This window comes from Streptomyces sp. NBRC 110028 (assembly GCF_001417735.1).
Taxonomy (GTDB): Bacteria; Actinomycetota; Actinomycetes; order Streptomycetales; family Streptomycetaceae; genus Streptomyces.
The window spans coordinates 563,051-578,458 of the sequence record NZ_BBUZ01000023.1 but is presented as its reverse complement, the minus strand read 5'-3'; the positions used below and the strand labels follow the sequence as shown (position 1 = coordinate 578,458).

The following is a 15,408-nucleotide window of genomic DNA, read 5'->3' as shown; positions in this document are numbered from 1 at the left end:
ACGGCTATGGGGCAGGGACGGATACTCACACGCGGAGCGCGTGTTTTCGGCGCACTCGTCTGCGCGGTGCTCGGGATGATCTCACTGGCGTGGATCGTCCGGGACCTGGACGAGGCGGACCAGGCCAGTCATCTGTGGTGGACATGGTCCGGACTGCCGTTCCGGGCCTCGGGGAGCCTCTTCGGCTCCTCCCTCGTCGATCTGGTCCTGCTCGTCCTGTGCGTCGTCGTCGGGATCTCCGCGCAGCGCTCACCGGCCGCCGCGGGGGCGCTCGGCACGGTCGCGGCCGTGACCCTCGTCCTGCGGCTGCCGAGCCTGTGGAACCTGAACGCGGACTGGATGCAGGGCATCCCCGACGACCTCAAGACGCGGGCCGATCTGAGCGCCTGGGCCGGGGTGGTGCTCGCGGGACTGCTGCTGGCCACCGTCGCCGCGGCCCGGCGCCCCGCCGACGGGTACGCCGCGCCGGGCGCCCCGCCCGCAGGCCGGCCGCCCGGGCGGCCGGGGCCGGGGGCCGCGGTGACGGGGGCGGTGCTGCTGGGCGCGGCGGGCGCGGTCCTGGGCGCCTGGCAGATCTACTGGGCGCAGAAGGCGGACTGGGACATCTACAAATACCAGCTGACCGGCAAGCACACCCTGGTCACGCTGCTCTCGCCGCCCGCCGCCTGGGAGAGCTGGGCCCTCGTCGCGTTCTGCCTGGCGGCCGCCGTGGCCGCCCTGGCCCGGGCGCCGCTGTCCCGGCCGCTGGGAATGGTGGCCGCGGTGCTGGTGCTGGCGACCGGGGTGAGCGAGACCTCGCTCTACGGAAAGCTGAAGTACCTCGAGCACTTCGGCGACCTGCCGACGGTCGGGGTGCTGTCGGTGCTCACCGCGTTCTTCGAACTGCTCGCGGGGCTGGTCGCGCTGATCGCGCTGGCCCGGCGGGGCGGGACGGACACCCCGGCCCCGGCGCACGGGACGGGGGCCTACGGGACGGGGGCCGACGGCGGCTACGGCGGCGCCGGATACGCGCCGCCGCCCGCCGCCCCGCCGGGCTACGCCCCGCCCCCGCCCGCCGCGCCGCCCACGGCCCCGCCCACGGCCCCGCCGCCTCCGCCGTCCCCGCCGCCGGGCTGGTGAGTCAGCTCAGCCCGAGGGACCGCTTGAGGAAGTCGACCTGGAGCAGGAGCAGGTTCTCGGCCACCTGCTCCTGCGGGGTCATGTGCGTCACCCCGGACAGCGGCAGCACCTCGTGCGGGCGGCCCGCGGCCAGCAGGGCCGAGGAGAGCCGCAGCGAGTGGGCGACGACCACGTTGTCGTCCGCCAGCCCATGGATGATCATCATGGGGCAGGCCGGGCCCTCCGCCGCGCCGGACAGCCCCTCGTCCGTCACCAGCGAGTTCGCCGCGTACACCGCCGGCTGCTCGTCGGGGTGGCCCAGATAGCGCTCCGTGTAGTGGGTGTCGTACAGCCGCCAGTCGGTGACCGGCGCGCCCACCACCGCCGCGTGGAAGACGTCGGGCCGGCGCAGCGCGGCGAGCCCGGCGAGATAGCCGCCGTAGGACCAGCCGCGGATGGCGACCCGGCCGAGGTCCAGCGGATAGCGCCCGGCGAGCGCGGTGAGCGCCTCGACCTGGTCCTCCAGGGTGATGGTCGCGAGGTCGTCGCGGACGGCCTTCTCCCAGCCGGGGGAGCGCCCGGGGGTGCCGCGCCCGTCGGCGACGATCACGGCGAAGCCCTGGTCGGCGAACCACTGCGAGGTGACGTACGCGTTGTGGGCGGCGACCACGCGCTGGCCGTGCGGCCCGCCGTAGGGGTCCATCAGGACCGGCAGCGGCCCGTCGCCCTCGGCGTACCCGGTCGGCAGCAGCACCGCGCAGGGAATGTCGTGCTTGCCCGCGAAGGTGAGCCGCGGGCGCGCGGTGATGACCGGCGTCTCGGCGTACGAGACGATCTCGGCGACCGTCTCCGCGGCCCCGTGGTCCGCGGCCCGCAGCAGCTCCGCCCGGGCGCCGGGCCGGTCGAGCCCGGCATGGGTGAGCGCGATGAGCCGGTCGCCGCGGGTGGCGGAGTGCACGGCGGGGAAGGGCCGCTTGCCGACCGGTTCCCAGCCGCCCTGGTCGCCGCTGCCGCGGAACCAGGCGCGGTACACGTCGATCTCGCCGGGCCCCTCGGGCAGCGCGGCCCCGGCGCCGGGGGAGGCGGAGAACAGCACGTCGTCCTCGCCGACGGAGAGCACCGAGCGCACCTGGAGGGCGCCGGAGGTGAGCTTGCGGTCGCCGACCATCAGGGCCCGGGCGCCGCCCTCGTCCGCGATGCGCACGAGCCGCCCGTCGGGCGTCCAGGCGGGCACGCCGGGGAAAAGATCCAGCCATACCGCGTCCTCGTCGGCGTGCACGGTGCTGGTCCGTCCGGTCGCGGTGTCCACGGCCAGGTACAGCTGGCCGCGCTGGTCCCGGGCCTGGACGAGGAGCAGCGGCGGACCGTAGGCCGACCAGTGCACCCGGGCGAGGTAGGGGTACCGCCGCCGGTCCCACTCGACCTCCGTACGGGTGCCGTCCAGGCCCAGCAGGACCAGCCGCACCTCGGCGTCAGGGGTTCCGGCGGCCGGGTAGGCGACCTCGGTGGGCGCCTGGCCGGGGTGGGCCGGGTCGGCGATCCACCAGCGGCGTACGGGCGCGTCGTCGGCCCGGGCGGCCAGCAGGGCCTCGCCGTCCGGGGACCACCAGAAGCCGCGCGTGCGGTCCATCTCCTCGGCCGCGATGAACTCCGCGAGACCGTAGGTGACGGTGTCGGCCTCCGGTTCGGCGAGCGCCCGGTCGCCCTCGCCGCCGGTGCCGGTGACGCGCAGCGCGCCGCCCGCCACATAGGCGACATGGCGGCCGTCGGGGGAGGGGCGCGGGTCCACGACCGGGCCCGGGACGCGCAGCTCACGGGACTCGCCGGCGGTCAGGTCGGCGACGAACAGCCGTCCGGAGAGGGCGAAGGCCGCCGTCTCGACGGCGTCGTCCACGGCGTAGCCGACCACCCCGGCCGACCCCTCGCGGCTGCGCTCGCGGCGCGCCCGCTCCTCGGGGGACAGTTCCTCGTCGGCGCCGCCGAGCAGGGCCACCGGGTCGGCGGCCGGGTACTCCCGCCGCCCGGCGACGTCGTACACCCACAGCAGGCCCGCCCGGTCGGTGCCGCCTCGGGACCGCAGGAAGACCACGCGGGAGTCGTCGGGGGCCACGCGGAAGGCCCGGGGCGCCCCGAGGGTGAAGCGCTGGGTGCGCGCGTGCTGCCGAGGGAAGGAGAGCTGTCCGGTCATGGGGCGAGCGTACGGGTCCTGAAGATCACCAGGGGCGTACTGGTCGGTACCACGCGGCGGGGCCGTTGCCGGGGGCACTGTCCGGCCGTCCGGCGGCCGGAACAAGCCAGCTTTCTCACTGGGTGAGATGGCGGATAACCAGCGAGAAGTCACTCTGGCCAAGCGCCAGTTCGTGCGATCAGGCATGCGCCCCTGTCATGCTCCCGTGCACCGACTCGTGCGCACGCGCCGATAGTTATGATCGTTTGCGCATAGTGGGTAGGCCCCGTGTGGCATCAATATGTTGTCTGTCCGAGCGCGTGTTCCTGGAGGTGAGTCGCTGTGGCGCTCTCGATCTCGTTGTCTGTGCTGCTGCTGATCATCGTATTCATGCTCGTCAACAAAGCCGGGCTGAAGACCGCGCACGCGCTCATCTGTGTGCTGCTCGGCTTCTATCTCGCCAGTTCGTCGGTCGCCCCGACCATCGACGACCTCACCACCAACGTGGCGAACATGATCGGCGATGTGAAGCTCTGACCCACGGGGAGCCCGGCCCGCGGTCCGCGGGCGGCGGCGGGCGAATCGTAGGCTGTGGTCATGACCGTTCTTCCCGCCCGTCGTCTGCTCCTGGTGCACGCGCATCCGGATGACGAGTCGATCAACAACGGCGTGACCATGGCCAAGTACGCGGCCGAGGGTGCCCACGTCACCCTGGTGACCTGCACCCTCGGTGAGGAAGGCGAGGTCATCCCGGCTGACCTGGCACACCTCGCCGCCGATCGCGACGACAGCCTCGGCACCCACCGGATCGGTGAACTCGCCGCGGCCATGGAGGCGTTGGGCGTCCAGGATCACCGTTTCCTGGGCGGTCCGGGCAGATATCGCGATTCGGGCATGATGGGCGCCCCGCAGAACGACCGGTCCGACTGCTTCTGGCAGGCCGGCCTCGACGAGGCCGCCTCCCACCTGGTGGCCGTGATCCGCGAGATCCGGCCGCAGGTCGTGGTGGCGTACGACGCCGACGGGGGCTACGGGCATCCCGACCACATCCAGGCGCATCGCGTCGCCATGCGCGCGGTGGAGCTGGCCGCGGAGCCGGTCTACCGCCGTGACCTGGGCGATCCACACGATGTCGCCAAGGTCTACTGGAACTGTGTGCCGCGCTCGGTCGTCGAGGAGGGCTTCGCGCGGCTGCGGGCGGCGGGCCGCGAGGCCCCCTTCCCCGGCGTCGCCACCGCCGGTGACGTCCCCGGAGTGGTGGACGACGCGGAGGTCTCGGCGGTGATCGACGGCTCCGCGTACGCCGACGCCAAGGCCGCCGCGATGCGCGCGCACGCCACCCAGATCGCGGTCGACGGGCCCTTCTTCGCGCTCTCCAACGACCTGGGCCAGCCGCTGCTCGTCCGCGAGCACTACCGGCTCGTCAAGGGCGAGCCGGCGGCGGAGCGCGAGGACGACCTGTTCGCGGGGGTGACGGCATGACCGCCGCACGTCTTGGGGGGTACGCGCTGCTCACCGTCCTCGGCGCCCTGGTCGCCGCCGCGGGCGCGCTCGTCCAAGGGCTCTGGTTCCCCGGCGGGTTGCTGCTCGCGCTGCTCGGCGTCGCGGCCGTCGCCTACGGCGGTGTGAAGGCGACCGACCGGCGGCTGGGCGGCGGTCTGCCCGCCGGTGCGTGGACGCTGGTCGTCCTGCTGCTCACCAGCACCCGCCCGGAAGGGGACTTCCTCTTCAGCGCGGGTGTGGGGTCGTATGTCTTCCTGCTGGGAGGCATGTTCATCGGTGTGATGTGTGCCACCCTGCCGGTGGTGTCGCAACCGGGCGTGCCGACCGCCCGACTTGGTAAGTGACGTGACCTTTACGGCGTGACGTCCCCGGGGCCCCGCGCGATGTTCCCGGGACACCGAACGCTCCTCCACCGGCGCACAACGGATCCACACGGTGCGGCCACAGGGCGGCCGTCAAGTACGCGACCGCGGCGCCCAGTATGGTGGTGCGCGCCGCCGAGCCGCCCGCGCGAGGTCTGACGGGCGGCGGAGCTAACTGGGAGAACCTGCTTTGAGCCGTGAATCTGACAGTTCGTCCTCCGGGGCCCAGGGGGGTGGCGGCGGTGCCGCCTATCCGTCGGGCACCCCGCCGTACGGATCCCGTCTGTCCCCGTCGCCGGAGACCCTTCAGGGTGGCGCCGGTGACGGTGAGGCGCGTGCCGCGGCCAAGCCGGAGGATCCGAAGACCGAAACCACCCTGACGACCCGGATCCGGATCAACATCCCGGGTTCGCGCCCCATTCCCCCGGTCGTCATGCGCAAGCCCGTCGCCGAGGACGGCGTGCCCGCTCCCCGCTCCGGCGAGGACGACGGGGACGGCGCCGAGCACACCGGCGCCACACCCCGGCCCGAGGGCATCCGCGCCCCGGAGCTGGGCGCGGCGGCCGCCGAGGGGCGCGCGGACGGTGCCAAGGACCGCGAGGGCCGCGAGAAGAGCGGCAAGGGCGGCAAGGGCGACGGCGAGAAGACCAGCGACTGGTTCGCGCCGGCGCGCCGCCCCAAGGGCTCCTCGACCACCCAGAGCACCTCGCTGCCCCCGGCGCCGGAGACCACCCAGCAGTTCCCCGCGCCGGCCCTGGGCGGCGGACCGCAGGCCGACCTGCCGTACTTCACGGACACCGGCGGCCACCCCGGGGCGCCGGAGCCCAGCGGCCCGACGACCGGCCCGGTCACCGGCGAGATGCGGATGCCCGGCGCCCCGGCGCGGGACGAGGGCCTGCTGGCGCCGCCCGGTCCGGGCAGGCCGACCGGTCCTGGCCTGCCCGACAGCTCGGGTGTCGGCCCGCTGAACGGCGCGGCCGGGCAGCCCCCGACCCCGCCCGGCGGCTCGCCGCTGTCCGGCAGCCTCGGCGCCACCACGGGCGCGATCCCGGCCGTGCAGCCCGGTCCGGGCGGCTTCGGCGCGGACGCCGGCCCCTCCCCGTCGCTCTTCCGCGACCCCGAGTTCACCGCGCCCGGCGGGCCGGACCAGGTCTCCAGCGACACCCTGGTCAGCGGGGTGCCCGTGGTCCCGCCGGCCGACGGGAAGTCCGGTCCGCCCACCGGGCCGGGCCCGGCCGGGCCGCCCTCCACCGGGGACAGCGCCCCGCCGAGCAGTCCGGCGCCCAAGGCGCCCGCGGCGGGCAAGCCCAAGAAGAAGGGCCGCTCCAAGCTCGTCATGCTGGGCGCCCTGCTGGTGGCCGCGGCCGGTGTCGCGTACACCGCGGGCCTGGTGATGAACCACGCGGACGTGCCCAACGGCACCACCGTCCTCGGCGTCGACATCGGCGGCTCCTCCAAGCAGGTGGCCATCGACAAGCTGGACACCGAGCTGGGCGGCCGCACCCGTGCCCCGCTGAAGGTGACCGTCGACGGCGAGCAGAAGGAGATCAAGCCGTCCGTCGCGGGCCTGACGCTGGACACCGAGGCCACCGTGCGGAACGTCGCGGGCCGCGACTACAACCCGATGACGGTCATCGGCTCGCTCTTCGGCGGCACCCACGAGGCCGAGCCCGCCGTCACCGTCGACGAGGAGAAGCTCCGGGACGCGCTCGGGCGGCTCGCGGGCCACTCGGGCACGGCGCGCGAGGGCACGATCACCTTCAAGCCGGGCAAGGCCGTCCCCGTCTACGGCAGGGAGGGCCAGGGCCTGGACATCGACAAGGCGGTCACCGCCGTGTCCGACGCCTACCGCCGGCGGGCCGAGACCGGCAAGGACAAGCCGGTCGAGCTGCCGATCGTCACCAAGCGGCCGACGATCAGCAAGGCCGAGGTGGACGCGAAGATGCAGTCCTTCGCCAAGCCCGCGATGTCCGGCCTGATCACGATCAAGACCGACGACGCGCACGCCATCCAGTTCGGCCCGGACCGCTCGCTGCCGCAGATCCTCTCCATGCGGCCGATCGACGGCAAGCTCCAGCCGCACTTCGACCTCGCCGCGATCAAGAGGCTCTACGGCCAGACCTTCGACGGGGTGCTGATCGAGCGCGCCGACGGCGCCAAGAAGCCGGTCACCCCGCAGGAAGTGGCCATCGCCATGCGGACCGCGCTGCTGGGCAAGTCGACCGCCGACCGGACCGCGGTCATCGACACCTCGCCGAACTAGAGGCGTACCTATCGAACGGCCCCCGCCCGGCACCGCGCCGGGCGGGGGCCGTTCGCGTGACACCGCCGGGCGGGGACCGTTCGCATGGCACCCATGACATCTGTCATCCCAGGGTCACGACCACAGACACTGCCGCCGACCGGCCCCGCTCGGCGAAGCTGGGCGGCATGACAGCGACCACCGCACTCTCCGCCACCGGCGAGCGGGCCCGCACCCCGGCCTCCCCGCCGGTGGTCAGCTTCACCGGCGTCAGCAAGAGCTACGGCAGCGTGCGCGCCGTGGCCGGCCTGGACCTCCACCTCCACCCGGGCGAGACCATCGCCCTGCTGGGACCCAACGGCGCGGGCAAGTCCTCCACCCTCGACCTGCTGCTGGGCCTGCGCACCCCCGACAGCGGCCGCGTCGAGGTCTTCGGCACCACCCCGCGGCAGGCCATCGCCCGCGGCCGGGTCGGCGCGATGCTGCAGAGCGGCTGCCTCATGGACGAGGTCACGGTCCGCGAGCTGGTGCGGCTCGCCTGCGATCTGCACCCCCGGGGCCACCCGGTCGACGAGGTCCTGCGGCGGGCGGACATCGCCGACATCGCCGGCCGCAAGGTCAACAAGCTCTCCGGCGGCCAGGAGCAGCGGGTGCGCTTCGCGTTCGCCACCGCGGGCGCCTCCGACCTGATCGTGCTGGACGAGCCGACGACCGGGATGGACGTGGCGTCCCGGCAGACCTTCTGGGGCACGATGCGCGACCAGGCCCGGCAGGGCCGCACCATCCTGTTCGCCACCCACTACCTCGAAGAGGCCGACGAGATCGCCGACCGGGTGATCGTGCTGCACCGGGGCCGGGTGCTCGCGGACGGCACGTCCGCCGAGATCAAGGCGATGGCCGGGGCCCGGCGGATCTCCTTCACCCTGGACGGCCCGCCCGACGAGGCGGCGCTGCGCGCCCTGCCCGCCCTGACCGGCCTCGACATTGCGGGGCGTACCGTACGGATGCGGTCCACCGACGCGGACGCGACCGTGCACGCGGTCTACGGACTCGGGCTCTACCCGCGCGGCCTGGAGGTCGCCGGGCTCGGCCTGGAGCAGGCGTTCCTCGCCATCACCGACGCCGCCCCGACGCCCGAGGAGGCGTGACGATGACGACCCTGGTCAAGCTGGAGATCGTCCGCGCACTGCGCAACCGGAAGTTCATGTTCTTCACCGTCGTCTATCCGTCGGCGCTCTTCCTGATGATCGCGGGCAGCGCGGACAAGACCGACATCGTCCCCGGCACCCATCTGTCGATGCCGCTCTACTACATGGTCGCGATGGCCTCCTTCGGCGCGCTGACCGCCGTCCTGATGGGCAACAGCGAGCGGATCGCCAAGGAGCGCGAGGGCGGCTGGGTGCGTCAGCTGCGACTGACCTCGCTGCCCGGACGCGGCTATGTGACGGCCAAGATCGCCGCGGCCGCGGTCGCCACCCTGCCGTCCATCGTGATCGTCTTCATCGTGGCCGCCACCGCCAAGGGCGTGCGGCTGGACGCCGCCTGGGAGTGGTTCGCGCTGACCGGCGCGATCTGGGCGGGCTCGCTCGTCTTCGCCGCCCTGGGCGTGGCCATCGGCTATCTCGCCACCGGCGACGCGGTACGCCCCCTGACGATGATCATCTACTTCGGCCTGTCGATCCTCGGCGGCCTGTGGATGCCGACCGCCGCCTATCCGCGGTGGCTGCGGAACATCGGCGACTGGCTGCCCACCCACGCCTACGCCGGGCTCGGCCAGGCCATCGAAGTGGGCAACGCCCCGCACGCCAGGGACGTGGCCCTGCTCGCCGGGTATCTGGTCCTCTTCGGGGGCGCGGCGGCCTGGCTGTACCGGAAGGACACCCGCACGGCATGAACCGGCCGACCTGGTGGCGCGGCGCGGCCGCCCACGACGAGGACACGGACGCCCCGGCCATCGGCCAGATCCCCGAGAACCGCCGGCAGGCCCTGATCAAACTGTTGTGGATCGGGATCTGGATGGCCTATCTCGGCGCGCCGCTGAGCGACCTCGCGGAGGGCCGCCACACCGTGCCCGCCACCGTGGTCGGCGCGCTCGGCCTGCTGGTCTTCGTCGCCATCTATCTGCTGCTGGTCTTCCGGTACACCGGCCGGGTCATGTCCCGGGCCTCCGTCCACCGGGGGCTGGTCACGATCTGCGTGCTCGCCGCCGTCCTCACGGTCACCCTGGGCGACGCCTGGCTGGTGCTCGCCGTCTACGTCTCCGTCGCCTTCGGAGCGGTGCTGCCGCCGCGGACCGCCCGGTGGGCGATCCCGCTGAACACCGCCGCCATGGTGGGCGCCGGGCTGCTGGTCCGCGGCTCGGACGACCTGATGTCCGCCCTGGTCGTCCCCTCCCTGCTCGGTGGCTTCGCGATGAGCGCGGTCGGGCAGATGGTCCGTACGACCCGGGCGCTGCGCGAAGCCCGCGCCACCGTCGCCCAGCTCGCCGCCAACGAGGAGCGGCTGCGGCTCGCCCGCGATCTGCACGACCTGCTGGGCCACTCGCTCTCGCTGATCACGCTCAAGAGCGAACTGGCCGGGCGGATGCTGCCCGGCCGGCCCGAGCAGGCGGCGCAGCAGGTCGCCGACATCGAACGCGTCAGCCGGCAGGCCCTGGTCGACGTGCGGGAGGCGGTGAGCGGCTTCCGCCGCCCCACCCTGGAGGCCGAGCTGGCCGGGGCCCGCACCGCGCTCGCCGCCGCGGGCATCACCGCCGATCTGCACCGGGCCGGGGCCCACCACCCGGACCTGCCGCCCGACCAGGAGGGCGCGCTGGCCTGGGCGCTGCGCGAGGCGGTCACCAACGTGGTCCGGCACAGCGGGGCGCGCCGCTGCGCCGTGACCCTCGGCGAGGTGGGCGACGACCTGTGCCTGACCGTCACCGACGACGGCCGCGGCGCGGCCGGTCCGCACGGCAACGGGCTGACCGGTCTGGCCGAGCGGCTGCAGCTGGCCGACGGCCGCCTGGAGACCGGCCAGGGCGCCCACGGCGGCTTCACCCTGCGCGCCCTGGCCCCGCTCTCCCGGAGCGCCGATCTCCCCGCCGGGCCTCCCCCCGGCCCGTAACCGGCCGCCCCGGCCCATGACCGGCCGCCCGGCCCATGACCGGCCGTCGCCCGTTACGCTGCCCGGATGATCCGGGTACTGCTGGCCGAGGACCAGTCCATGGTGCGGGAGGCGCTGGCCGCGCTGCTCGGCCTTGAGGACGAGATCGAGGTCGTCGCCCAGGTGGCCCGCGGCGACAACGTCGTGGACGCGGCCCGGGACCGCCGGCCCGATGTCGCCCTGCTGGACATCGAGATGCCGGGGCTGAGCGGCATCGAGGCCGCCGCCGCGCTGCACCAGGCGCTGCCCGGGGTACGGATCGTGATCCTCACGACCTTCGGCCGCCCCGGCTATCTGCGCCGGGCCATGGAGTCCGGCGCGGACGCCTTCCTGGTCAAGGACGCCCCCGCCGCCCAGCTCGCGGACGCGATCCGGCGGGTGCTGCGCGGCGAACGGGTCATCGACCCGACCCTGGCCGCGGCGGCCCTGGCGGACGGGGCGAGCCCGCTGACGGCGCGCGAGCGCGAGGTGCTGGGCGCCTCGGCGGACGGCTCGACCAACGCCGAGCTGGCCCGGGCGCTCAACCTTTCGCAGGGCACGGTCCGCAACTACCTCTCCACGGCCATCCAGAAGACCGCCGCCCGCAACCGGGCCGAGGCGGTCCGCATCGCCCGCGACAAGGGCTGGCTTTGACAGCGCGCGCGGTCAGTTGAGCCGTGCCCGGGCCGCGCGCGCCTGGCGCCGTACCGCCTCCGCCGCCTCCGGCTCGACCGCGTCCACCACCTCCGCGTAACCCTCCAGCTCCCGCGCCCCGGTGAGGAAGTCGCCGCGCTCGACCAGCAGCCGCGCCCGTTCGTAGCGCAGCCGCGCGGGATGGCTCGGCAGCAGCAGCGCCAGCTCGACCGCCCACAGCTGGACATCGGTGCGCTCGGGCCGGGCGGCGGCCCAGGCACGGATGTTGTTGAGGATGCGCAGCATGATGTCCAGCGGATCGGCCGGGCCCAGCACCGACGGCTCCGGCGGCGCGCCGGTGATCCCCGACACCAGCAGCGCCGCGTCCTGGCCGGACAGCCGCCGGCCGCCGTCGAACGGGTCGGCCAGCACATGGTCCCCGTACGGATCGCCGAAGCCGACCACGAAGTGGCCCGGCAGCGCGACCCCGTACACCGGCGCGCCCGCCCGCCGCGCGACCTCCATCCACACCAGCGACAGCAGGATCGGCAGTCCCCGGCGGCGCCGCAGCACCTGGTGCAGCAGCGAGGACTCCAGCCGCCGGTAGTCGGCGGCGGCGCCCCGGAAGCCGTACCGCTCGCCGAGCACCCGGGCGAGCGCGTCGGCCCAGGCGGCGGGCCCGCCGGGGGAGAACGGAACCTCCCCGGCCAGCCGGTCCAGTTCGATCTGCGCCGCGTCGATCCCGGCCTCGTCCAGCCCGTCGTCGGCCTCCATGCCCATCAGCAGGCACAGCAGTGCCAGGTCGGGGCGCTCCTCACGGGCCTCGTCGGCGAACCTGCGGCGTGGTGACGTCTCGTTCATGCGCTATCGGTGCTGGGCGCGCGCCAGTGGTGGTAGCTGTGGTGGAGGGCGAACCCCAGGCCGTCGTAGAGGGCGTGGGCGCCGCTGTTGTCCGTCTCGACCTGGAGGTACGCGGCCGAGGCGCCCTCGTCCAGCGCCCGGCGGGCCAGCGCGGTCATCACGGCCCGGGCCAGGCCCTGGCGGCGCCGCTCCGGGGCGGTCTCGACCGCCGCGAAACCGGCCCAGCGGCCGTCCACCACACAGCGCCCGATCGCGGCCGGGGCCTCTTCGGCAGCCTCCCCCGGCTCTCCGCGTATCGTCGCGAACCACACCGAGGGGCCGCCGGAGAGCACCGCCAGCGCCTCGGGGGTGGGCCGCGCCGAGCGCTGGTAGCGGGCCAGCCAGGCGTCGTCGATCCGCCGGGAGAGGGTCACCGCGGAGACGTCGGCGTCCTGGTCGGCGATCGGGGCCAGGGCCGCGATGCGCACCTGCGCGGAGACCTCCCGGGTCCAGCCGCGCGCCTGAAGCTCCGCGGCCAGCGGCTCCTGGGTGCCCTCGGCGCCCGTGCTGACCTGGATGTACGCGGGCAGCCCGCGCTCGGCGTACCAGCCGGCCACCCGGCGCAGCGCCTCGTCGAGACCGTGGCCGGGGTCGCCGAGCGGCAGGACGGAGTTGGCGCGGCGGGTGAACCCGCCGGAGGCGCGCAGCTCCCACTCGCCCAGCCGCTCGCTCGTCGTCGCCGGCCAGCCGCGGGCGGCGACCCGGTCCAGCTCGTGCGCGCTCGCCGCCGGGCCCCGGCGGCGAGCCGGCGCGGCGGGCACCACCTTGCCCGCGACCAGCGAGGACTCCTCTATCCGGACGGACTCTCCGGTGCGGCGGGTGATGTGCAGCACACCTTCGGTCCACGATGTGAGAACGCCGACCACGTCCGTGAACCTCTCCGGGCCGCTCCGGTCGCCGGTGAGTAGTCTGACGGACACTCGTTTCCGCACGTCATCGGGGGTGATCCGGACCTCTAGCCGTCCGCCGGTGGTGAAATCCACTGCTCTGCCAACCCCTCATGTGCGTCCGGTGCCCCGGAACGGAGATACTAGGTGCGGGCATCGACGACGCCGCGCTCCCGCGCGATACAGCCCTAAGAGGAGGAACGACAGCGTGACCTACGTCATCGCGCAGCCTTGTGTCGACCTGAAGGACAAGGCGTGCATCGAGGAGTGCCCCGTCGACTGTATCTACGAGGGCCAGCGGTCCTTGTACATCCACCCGGACGAATGCGTCGACTGCGGGGCCTGCGAGCCGGTCTGCCCGGTCGAGGCGATCTTCTACGAGGACGACACTCCGGAGGAGTGGAAGGACTACTACAAGGCGAACGTCGAGTTCTTCGACGAGCTCGGTTCGCCCGGCGGTGCGAGCAAGCTCGGCCTGATCGAGCGCGACCACCCCTTCATCGCCGCGCTTCCGCCGCAGGAGCACGACGAGTGACCCTGCCCGGGAACTGAGACCCGGCGCGGCCTTCGGTCCCGTATGGCATGCGGCCTGCGGGACCGGGCTGTTCCCGGGAATCCACCCGGGATTCCCGGGGCCCGGCGGGGGCCGGACACCTTTTTGGGGTGCCGGACATCCCCGTGCGCCCCGGGCTGTTTCGAAGAAAGCGAGCCACCCCGTGCCACCCGTCTCCGCCCGCCTGCCGGTCTTCCCCTGGGACCGGCTCGAACCGTACAAGGCGACCGCCGCCGCCCATCCGGACGGCATCGTCGACCTCTCGGTGGGCACCCCCGTCGACCCGGTCCCCGAGCTGATCCGCACCGCGCTGGCCGGCGCCGCGGACAGCCCCGGCTATCCGACCGTCTGGGGCACCCCCGCGCTGCGGGACGCGCTGACCGGGTGGGTGGAGCGGCGGCTGGGCGCGCGAGGGGTCACCCACACCCAGGTGCTGCCCGTGATCGGCTCGAAGGAGCTGGTGGCCTCGCTGCCCGCGCAGCTCGGCCTCGGCCCCGGCGACAAGGTCGCCTTCCCGCGGCTGGCCTACCCGACGTACGAGGTGGGCGCGCGGCTGGCGGGCGCCGAGCCGGTGCCGTACGACACGGAGACATTCGCGGCCGGCGCCGCGGGTGCGGAGCTGGACCCGGCGGGGCTGAAGCTGCTGTGGCTGAACTCCCCGTCCAACCCCACCGGCCGGGTGCTGTCCCCGGGCGAGCTGCGGGCCGCGGTGGAGTGGGCCCGGGCGCACGATGTGCTGCTGGTCAGCGACGAGTGCTACCTGGAGCTGGGCTGGGAGGCGGACCCGATGTCGGTCCTGCACCCGGACATCTCCGGCGGGAGCTTCGACGGGCTGGTCGCGGTCCACTCGCTGTCCAAGCGGTCCAACCTGGCGGGCTACCGCGCGGCGTTCCTCGCCGGTGACGCGAGCGTGCTCGGCGAGCTGCTGAAGATCCGCAAGCACGGCGGGATGATGGTGCCCGCGCCGGTGCAGGCCGCCACGGTCGCCGCGCTCGGTGACGACAAGCACGTCGTGGAGCAGCGCGCGGTGTACGAGGCGCGGCGGGCCGCGCTGCGCGGCGCGCTGCGGGGGCACGGCTTCCGCATCGAGCACAGCGAGGCGTCGCTGTACCTGTGGGCGACGCGCGACGAGCCGTGCTGGGACACCGTCGGCGCGCTGGCGGAGCTGGGCATCCTGGTGGCGCCCGGCGAGTTCTACGGCCCGGCGGGCGGGGCGTACGTGCGCGTCGCGTTCACCGCGACGGACGAGCGCGTGGCGGCGGCGGTGCGCCGCCTGACCGCCTGACGCGACGAAACCGAGGGTGCCCCCGGCCGCTGTGGCGGCCGGGGGCACCTGACATCAGGGGGCTCAGCCGAGCAGCGGGAGTCCCTTCACCGACGGCAGGCCCTTGACCGGCAGCTCGTCGGCCTGCTGCGGGGTGCCGGGCGCGGGCTGCTGCGGAGCCGGGGCGGCGGCCGGTACGGGCGCCGGGGCGGGGACCGGGGCCGGGGCGGGGTGTACCGGGGCGCCCTTGGCGTGGACGCCCTTGCCCTTGGCCAGGCCCTTGCTCAGGACCGCCTTGCCCTTGCCCTTGCCCTTGGCGTGCAGGCCGCCCTTGCCCTTGGCGTGGGCGCCGCCCTTGCCCTTGGCCGTGGCGGGCTTGGCGGGCGCGGCCTCGGCGGGTGCGCTCTTGCCCGGGGTGGTCCGCGCCGGGGCGGCCTTGGCGGGGAGAATTTCCTTGACGGTCCGCCCGGCCTGCTGCGAGGCGACGTCGGCCAGCTCACCGACGGAGGAGGGGTCCAGCGCGCTCAGCCCGCCCAGCTTGGGAGTGTGCGGCAGGGCCGGATCCGCCGCACTCGTGGCGCCGGCGGCACCGACCACGGGAGTCGCGCTCGCCGCTACCAGCAGCGCGGCCCGGGCGATCCGACGCGTGAGAGGGAGGGACATGGTTCTCCTTTGA

General features: G+C 74.2%; 15 protein-coding genes. 11 read left to right on the top strand and 4 right to left on the bottom strand.

What is annotated here, in order from left to right:
* The first annotated feature begins 75 nt into the window (after positions 1-75).
* Positions 76-1,119, top strand: a complete 1,044-nt coding sequence (locus ASC60_RS07675) for a hypothetical protein (RefSeq protein ID WP_234356840.1) — start codon at positions 76-78, stop codon at positions 1,117-1,119.
* 1 nt (position 1,120) lies between these two features.
* On the opposite strand, the gene ASC60_RS07670 is transcribed toward ASC60_RS07675, so the two are convergent.
* Positions 1,121-3,286 (bottom strand): alpha/beta fold hydrolase, encoded by a 2,166-nt coding sequence (locus ASC60_RS07670; protein WP_055548099.1) that lies wholly within the window; start codon positions 3,284-3,286, stop codon positions 1,121-1,123.
* Between the two features lie 321 nt (positions 3,287-3,607).
* Between ASC60_RS07670 and ASC60_RS07665 the strand changes: the two genes are divergently transcribed.
* From ASC60_RS07665 to ASC60_RS07630, 8 genes are all read left to right on the top strand, one after another.
* A complete protein-coding gene (locus ASC60_RS07665) occupies positions 3,608-3,802 on the top strand; it encodes a hypothetical protein (protein WP_055548098.1) in 195 nt (64 codons plus the stop codon).
* Positions 3,803-3,862: 60 nt separating this feature from the next.
* Positions 3,863-4,747 carry an N-acetyl-1-D-myo-inositol-2-amino-2-deoxy-alpha-D-glucopyranoside deacetylase gene (gene mshB / locus ASC60_RS07660; protein ID WP_055548763.1) on the top strand — a complete coding sequence of 295 codons (885 nt, stop codon included), beginning with the start codon at positions 3,863-3,865 and terminating at the stop codon, positions 4,745-4,747.
* Positions 4,744-5,112 (top strand): DUF6113 family protein, encoded by a 369-nt coding sequence (locus ASC60_RS07655; RefSeq protein ID WP_055548096.1) that lies wholly within the window; start codon positions 4,744-4,746, stop codon positions 5,110-5,112. Before mshB ends, ASC60_RS07655 begins: the two co-directional genes overlap by 4 nt.
* Positions 5,113-5,320: 208 nt before the next feature.
* Positions 5,321-7,393 carry a hypothetical protein gene (locus ASC60_RS42095; RefSeq protein ID WP_055548094.1) on the top strand — a complete coding sequence of 691 codons (2,073 nt, stop codon included), beginning with the start codon at positions 5,321-5,323 and terminating at the stop codon, positions 7,391-7,393.
* 167 nt (positions 7,394-7,560) lie between these two features.
* A complete protein-coding gene (locus ASC60_RS07645; protein WP_234356839.1) occupies positions 7,561-8,520 on the top strand; it encodes an ABC transporter ATP-binding protein in 960 nt (319 codons plus the stop codon).
* 2 nt (positions 8,521-8,522) lie between these two features.
* On the top strand, positions 8,523-9,266 hold the full coding sequence (locus ASC60_RS07640) for an ABC transporter permease (RefSeq protein ID WP_055548092.1): 744 nt from the start codon (positions 8,523-8,525) through the stop codon (positions 9,264-9,266).
* A complete protein-coding gene (locus ASC60_RS07635) occupies positions 9,263-10,477 on the top strand; it encodes a sensor histidine kinase (RefSeq protein ID WP_055548090.1) in 1,215 nt (404 codons plus the stop codon). The genes ASC60_RS07640 and ASC60_RS07635 overlap by 4 nt, the downstream gene beginning before the upstream one ends.
* 66 nt (positions 10,478-10,543) lie before the next feature.
* Entirely contained in the window at positions 10,544-11,149 is a 606-nt protein-coding gene (locus ASC60_RS07630) for a response regulator transcription factor (protein ID WP_055548085.1), read from the top strand.
* A 12-nt stretch (positions 11,150-11,161) separates the two neighbouring features.
* Here ASC60_RS07630 and ASC60_RS07625 read toward each other — a convergent pair whose 3' ends face one another.
* Complete coding sequence (locus ASC60_RS07625) at positions 11,162-11,989, bottom strand: transglutaminase-like domain-containing protein (protein WP_055548083.1); 828 nt, start codon at positions 11,987-11,989, stop codon at positions 11,162-11,164.
* Positions 11,986-13,011, bottom strand: a complete 1,026-nt coding sequence (locus ASC60_RS07620; RefSeq protein WP_055548081.1) for a GNAT family N-acetyltransferase — start codon at positions 13,009-13,011, stop codon at positions 11,986-11,988. The genes ASC60_RS07625 and ASC60_RS07620 overlap by 4 nt, the downstream gene beginning before the upstream one ends.
* Before the next feature lie 112 nt (positions 13,012-13,123).
* Here ASC60_RS07620 and fdxA point away from each other — a divergent pair, with 112 nt between their 5' ends.
* A complete protein-coding gene (fdxA, locus tag ASC60_RS07615) occupies positions 13,124-13,450 on the top strand; it encodes a ferredoxin (RefSeq protein WP_014054705.1) in 327 nt (108 codons plus the stop codon).
* A gap of 181 nt (positions 13,451-13,631) precedes the next feature.
* A complete protein-coding gene (gene dapC, locus ASC60_RS07610) occupies positions 13,632-14,753 on the top strand; it encodes a succinyldiaminopimelate transaminase (RefSeq protein WP_055548079.1) in 1,122 nt (373 codons plus the stop codon).
* Between the two features lie 63 nt (positions 14,754-14,816).
* On the opposite strand, the gene ASC60_RS43975 is transcribed toward dapC, so the two are convergent.
* Entirely contained in the window at positions 14,817-15,395 is a 579-nt protein-coding gene (locus tag ASC60_RS43975; RefSeq protein WP_370592892.1) for an ATP-binding protein, read from the bottom strand.
* Positions 15,396-15,408 lie beyond the last annotated feature (13 nt).